The following is a 6,562-nucleotide window of genomic DNA, read 5'->3' on the forward strand; positions in this document are numbered from 1 at the left end:
ATGCCGACGCCGCCGGTGGCGGCGTGGACGAGGAGTGTTTCGCCCGGTTGGGCTTCGGCGAGGTCGACCAGGCCGTAGTACGCGGTCAGGAACACGATCGGGGTCGCGGCGGCCTGCTCGTCCGTCCAGTCCGCCGGGACCCGGGAGAGGTATCGCCGGTCGGCGATCGTGCGCGGTCCGACACCACCTTCGAGCAGGCCCATCACCCGGTCGCCGGGGGCCAGATCGCGCACGCCCGGGCCGACCTCCAGGACCACTCCGGCGCCCTCGCTGCCGATCAGGGCTTCACCCGGGTACATGCCGAGGGTGATCATCACGTCCCGGAAGTTCAGACCTGCCGCGCGCACCGACAGTCGCACCTGATGCTCCGTCAACGGGGCGTCCGCGATCGGCGACGGGAGCAACGCGAGGTTGTCCAGCGTTCCGTGCCCGGTCACATCGAGCCGCCACGCCGGCTCGGCGGCGCTCGGGATCACCAGCGACGGACGGGAGCGAGCGGGGACCAAACGCGGGACGAACCGCGTTCCCCGGCGCAGCGCGAGCTGTGATTCGCCCTCGGCGAGCGCGGCGGGCAGGGCCGCGTACGACGTCGGATCGTCGTCGAGGTCCACCAGGACGAAACGGTCGGGGTGCTCCGTCTGCGCGGTGCGCACGAGCCCCCACACCGGCGCGCCGGCCGGCCGCACGGGGTCGTGCGCGTCGGTGGCGACGGCGTGCCGGGTGAGTACGACCAGGCGGGTCGACGCCAACCGCTCGTCGGTGGACCACTCCCGGAGCAGCGCGAGCACCGCACGGGTGACCGCGTGGGCGGCGCCGGGTACGTCGTCGCCTTGGTCGACGACCGGCGCCGTGACGACCAGGCCCGGAACCGGATCGCCGTTCGCGATCGCGGTCGCCACCGCGGCCGGGTCGGCGTACACCGCATCGGCGGACGCGGAGAGGCCGTGCGGGTCGTCGCCACCCAGGACCGCGAACGGGACGCCGGCCGGCTTGCCTTCGGGTCCGGGCGCGGCGAGCCAGTCCAGGTGGAACAGGGAGTCTCGGCCGGTGTCCTCGGCGACCGCGGTGAGCCGATCGGCCGCGATCGACCGGAGCACGAGCGCCGCGACCGTGGCGACCGGTGCGCCCGCCTCGTCGGTGGCCGACAGCGCGATCCGGTCCGTCCCGGTCGGGGTGAGCCGTACGCGCAGCGCGGTCGCGCCGGTCGCGTGCAGAGTCACCTCGGACCATGTGAACGGCAGGCGCACGCCGTCCGGTTCGGGCGCGTCGTCCGCGAGGGTGTCCAGCACCAACGGGTGCAGCGCCGCGTCGAGGAGAGCGGGGTGCAGCCCGTACCCCGCGGCGTCTCCCGCCCGGTCCTCGGGCAGCCGGACGTCGGCGTACAGCTCGCCGCCCAGGCGCCAGGCGGCGCGCACGCCCTGGAAGGTCGGGCCGTAGGCGTAGCCGCGCTCGGCCAACCGCTCGTACAGGTCACCCACCGGCAGCGCCTCGGCCCCGGCGGGCGGCCAGACCTCGGCCGCCGCGTCGGAATCGGCCGTGCCGCGAGCGGCGCCCCCGCGATCGGCCAGGACACCGGTGGCGTGTCGCGTCCACGAGGCCGACTCGGCGCCGGCGGCGTGACCGCCGGGCCCGCGGGTCGGTCGGGAGTGGATGGTGACGGTACGTCGACCCGCTTCGTCCGGACCGGCGATGGTGAGCTGGAGGTCCACCCCGTCCCGGGCCGGCAGCACCAGCGGTGCCTCCAGGGTCAGTTCCTCGATCGTGTCGCACCCGACCCGGTCGCCCGCCTGGATCACGAGGTCGATGAAGGCGGTGCCGGGGAGGAGGGTGGTGTCGAGGACGATGTGGTCGGTGAGCCAGGGGTGGGTGGTGCGGGAGAGGCGTCCGGTGAGGATGAGTCCGTCGTTGTCGGCGAGGGGGAGTGCGGCGGCGAGGAGCGGGTGGTCGCTCGCGTCCAGTCCGGCGGCGGCGACATCGGCACCCGCGCGCGCTTCGAGCCAGTAGCTCTCGCGCTGGAACGGATAGGAGGGGAGATCGTCCACGAACCCGGTGCTCGGCTCAACCAGTGTGCCCCATCCGGGAGTTCGCTCGAACAACCGGGCATGCGCGACGGCGGCGGTGAGAATCTCCGGCTCCGGCTGCTCGCGGCGCGACGTCGGGATGAAGACCGGCGAGGTGTCCTGAGCCGTGTTGTCCGACCGCAGACTCTCGACGGTCTCCCGGGCGAGCGCGGTGAGGGTGGTGTCCGGGCCCAACTCCAGGTAGGTGGTGACGTTTTCGTGGTGGAGGGTGGTGATGCCGTCGTGGAAGTGGACGGCGTGGCGGATGTGGTTGGTCCAGTAGGTGGGGTCGGTGAGTTGTTCGGTGGTGGCGATGGTGCCGGTGGTGTTGGAGACGAGCGGGGTGTGGGGGGTGTGGTAGGTCAGGTCGGCGGCCACGGTATGGAACTCGTCGAGGATCGGGTCCATGTGGGGTGAGTGGAACGCGTGGCTGACCTTGAGTTCCTTGGTCTTGCGACCTTCGATGCGTGCCTGTTCGGCGATGTGGAGGCAGAGTTCGCGGTCGCCGGAGATCACGGTGGCCCGGGGTGCGTTGTGCGCGGCGACGGAGACGAGGTGTTGGTGTCCGTCGAGGAGTTCGGCCAGTTCGTCCGGGGCGGCGGTGATGGCGATCATGGTGCCGCCGGTGGGCGCGGTTTGCATGAGGCGGGCTCGTGTGGTGACGAGGGTGGCGGCGTCGGGGAGGGTGAGGACTCCGGCGAGGTGTGCGGCGGTGAGTTCGCCGATGGAGTGGCCGATGAGGTAGTCGGGTGTGATGCCGTGGTGGGCCAGTAGGTGGTGGAGTGCGGTTTGTAGGGCGAAGAGGGCGGGTTGGGTGTAGCGGGTCTGGTTGAGGAGTTCGGGGTGGTGGTCGATCACGTCGCGGAGCGGTCGGTCCAGGTGGGGGTCCAGGTGGGCGACGACCTCGTCGAAGGCATCGGCGAACACCGGGTACACAGCGCGGAGTTCGGTGCCCATGCCGGATCGTTGGCTGCCCTGCCCGGCGTACATGAACGCCGTCCGTCCGGGTCCGGCGAGCCGATGGCCGGTCACCGCGGTGGGCAGGCTCCGGTCCTGCACGAGGGCGGATAGCCCGGCCAGGAAGTCGTCGCGCCGGGTGCCCACGACGGCCGCGCGCCGGTCGAAGACGGTTCGCCGGGTCGCGAGCGTGCCCGCGATCGCGGCGAGGTCGGTGTCCGGATGCGCCGTGACGTACGCGTGCAGCCGCTCGGCCTGTTCCCGAAGTGCCTGTGGCGTGCGGGCGGACAACACCCACGGCAGGGGTCCCGACGGCGACGCCGACTCGGTGGCCGGCTCGTCCTCGCTCGTCCGCTCGGCGGTCGAACCGGTGTCCGGACGCTCGGGATCCGCCGCGGTGTCCTCGGCGGGCTCGGGTTCGGGGGTCTGTTCCAGGATCACGTGGGCGTTGGTGCCGCTGATCCCGAAGGAGGAGACGCCGGCGCGGCGGGGGTGGTCGGTCTCGGGCCACGGTTCGGCCTCGGTCAACAGCGATACCGTGCCGGCCGACCAGTCGACGTGCGGCGCGGGCTCGTCCACGTGCAGCGTCTTGGGCAACACCCCGTGCCGCAGGGCAAGCACCATCTTGATCACCCCGGCGACGCCCGCCGCCGCCTGGGTGTGCCCGATGTTCGACTTGATCGAGCCGAGCCGAAGCGGCGGCCCGCCCTGCCGGTCCTGCCCGTAGGTGGCGATCACTGCCTGGGCCTCGATCGGGTCGCCCAGGGTGGTGCCGGTGCCGTGTGCCTCGACCGCGTCGACCTGATCCGGCGTCAACCCGGCGCTCGTGAGGGCCTGTTGGATCACCCGCTGCTGGGACGGGCCGTTGGGCGCGGTGAGTCCGTTGCTCGCGCCGTCCTGGTTGACCGCCGAACCCCGGATCACGGCGAGTACGTGGTGTCCGTTGCGTCGTGCGTCCGCCAACCGCTCGACCAGCACCAAGCCGACGCCCTCGGCGAACCCGGTACCGTCCGCGCTGCCGGCGAACGAGCGGCACCGCCCGTCGGGGGAGAGCCCGCGTTGCCTGCTGAACTCCACGAACAGCCCCGGAGTGGCCATCACCGTGACACCGCCCGCCAGCGCGAGCGAGCACTCGCCCTGTCGCAGCGACTGGACCGCCAGGTGCAGCGCGACCAGGGACGACGAGCAGGCCGTGTCCACCGTCACCGCGGGACCCTCGAGACCGAAGGTGTAGGACAGGCGACCGGACGCCACGCTCGTGGTGTTCCCGGTCAGCAGATAACCCTCCAAGGCCTCCGGCGCCTGGTGCAGGCGCGGCGCGTAGTCCTGCGCGATGGCGCCGACGAAGACGCCGGTGTCGCTGCCGCTCAGCGTCGAGGGCCGGATCCCGGCCCGCTCGAAGGTCTCCCAGGCTGTCTCCAGCAACAGCCGCTGCTGCGGGTCGGTGGCCGCGGCCTCGCGCGGATTGATCCCGAAGAACGCGGCGTCGAAGCCGTCCGCGCGATCCAGGAAGCCGCCGGTCCGGGCGTAGGAGGTCCCGGGGTGTTCCGGGTCGGGGTCGTACAGCCCGTCCAGGTCCCAGCCGCGCCCGGCGGGGAACCCGCCGATGGCGTCGGTGCCGTCCGCGACCAACCGCCAGAGCCCCTCGGGGGTGTCGACGCCGCCGGGGAACCGGCAGGCCATGCCCACGATCGCGATCGGCTCGTGCTTCTCGGCCTCCACCTCGTGCAGTCGGCGACGGGCCTGGTGCAGGTCCGTGGTCACCCGCTTGAGATAGTCGCGAAGCTTCTCCTCGTTGGCCATCTGGCGTAACACTCCCTAACGCGAAACTGCGAAGTCACTGTGGTCGGTCGGGTGATTCAGGAGATGCCGAGTTCGTTGTCGATGAAGTCGAAGATCTCGTCGTCGGAGGCGGCGTCGATCTTCTCGGCCACCGCGGCGTCGTCGCCCGGAGCACCGGTACGGCTCGCCGACTCGTTGAGCCGGACCAGGAAGTCCGCCAGCCGGGCGGCCAAACGCTCCCTGGTCCCGTCGTCGGGCGCGGCCGCGGCCAGTGCCGCCTCCCAGCGATCCACCTCGGCGAGCAGCGGCAGCGCCGGCGCGTCGGCGGGCACCAACTCGGTACGCAGGAACTCGGCCAGGACGGTCGGCGTCGGGTGGTCGAAGACCAGCGTCGCGGGCAGGTGCAGGCCGGTCGCGATGTTGAGCCGGTTGCGCAGCTCGACGGCGGTGAGCGAGTCGAAGCCCAGTTCCTTGAACGCCTTCTCCGCCTCGACGGACTCGGACGCCGAGTGCCCGAGCACGGCCGCCGCCTGAGTGCGTACCAGTTCGAGCAACCGCTCCCGCGCGTCGTCGGGGGACAACGCGCGCAGCCGGTCCGCGAGCGAGGCCGAGACGTCGCCGGGCGCCGCGGGCGCCTCGGCCGCGCGCCGGAGCCGGGCCCGGACCAGGCCGCGCAGCACCGCGGGTACACCGTCACCCGCCCGGGCGCGCAACGTCGTCAGGTCGAGCGGGAACGGGATCAGCACCGGCTGCCGCAGATCCGCCGCCTCGTCGTACAACGCCATGCCTTGCGCGCTCGTGATGGGCAGGAAGCCCGTGCGCGCGAGTCGCTCGACGTCCGAGTCGTCGAGATGGCCGGTCATCCCGCTGCTCTCGGCCCACAGTCCCCAGGCGAGCGCACTGCCGGGAAGGCCGCGGGTGTGCCGGTGGTGGGCGAGTGCGTCGAGGAAGGTGTTGGCGGCGGCGTAGTTGGCCTGACCCGGATTGCCGAGGGTGCCCGCGGCCGAGGAGTAGAGGACGAACCGCGCGAGGTCGTGGTCGCGGGTCAGCTCGTGCAGGTTCCACGCGGCGTCGACCTTCGGACGGAGCACGGCATCGACGTGATCGTCGGTGAGCCCGCCGAGGACCGCGTCCCGGAGCGTGCCCGCCGTGTGGATCACGGCGGTGAGCGGGTGCGCCGAGGGGATGGTGTCGAGGAGTTCGGCGAGAGCGGCTCGGTCGGCGGCGTCGCACGCGGTGATGGTGATGTGTGCGCCGAGTGCGGTGAGTTCCTGGTGGAGTGTTGCGGCGCCTTCGGCGTTCGGTCCGCTGCGGCTGGTCAGCAGGAGGTGTTTGGCGCCGTGTCGGGTGATGAGGTGTCGTGCGGCGAGGCTGCCGAGGGTGCCGGTGCCGCCGGTGATGAGGATGGTGCCGTCGGGGTTGAGGGGGCGGGGGAGGGTGAGGACGACTTTGCCGGTGTGTCGGGCCTGGCTGAGGTAGCGGAAGGCTTCGGGTGCGCGTCGGATGTCCCAGGCGGTCACCGGCAGCGGCCGGATCGCCCCGCTTTCGCACAACCCGCGGATCGCGACCAGCATTTCCTTGATGCGATCCAGGCCGGGGTCGAGCACGTCATAGGCCCGGTAGGTGATGCCGGGGTGTCGGGTGGTGATGGTGTGGGGGTCGCGGATATCGGTTTTGCCCATTTCGAGGAAGCGTCCGCCGGGTTGTTGGAGGCGGAGTGTGGCGTCGACGTGTTCGTGGGCGAGGGAGTTGAGGACGATGTC

At 71.9% G+C, this 6,562-nt stretch carries 1 protein-coding gene and 1 pseudogene; both read right to left on the reverse strand.

Annotation, left to right across the window (positions count from 1 at the left end; genetic code table 11):
• A pseudogene (locus ACWCPW_RS51215) lies at nt 1–4,820 on the reverse strand (beta-ketoacyl synthase N-terminal-like domain-containing protein); the annotation flags it as partial.
• Between the two features lie 56 nt (nt 4,821–4,876).
• On the reverse strand, nt 4,877–6,562 hold a 1,686-nt coding region (locus tag ACWCPW_RS51220), incomplete at its 5' end, for an SDR family NAD(P)-dependent oxidoreductase (protein WP_449768552.1).

It is taken from the genome of Embleya sp. NPDC001921 (genome assembly GCF_053594475.1).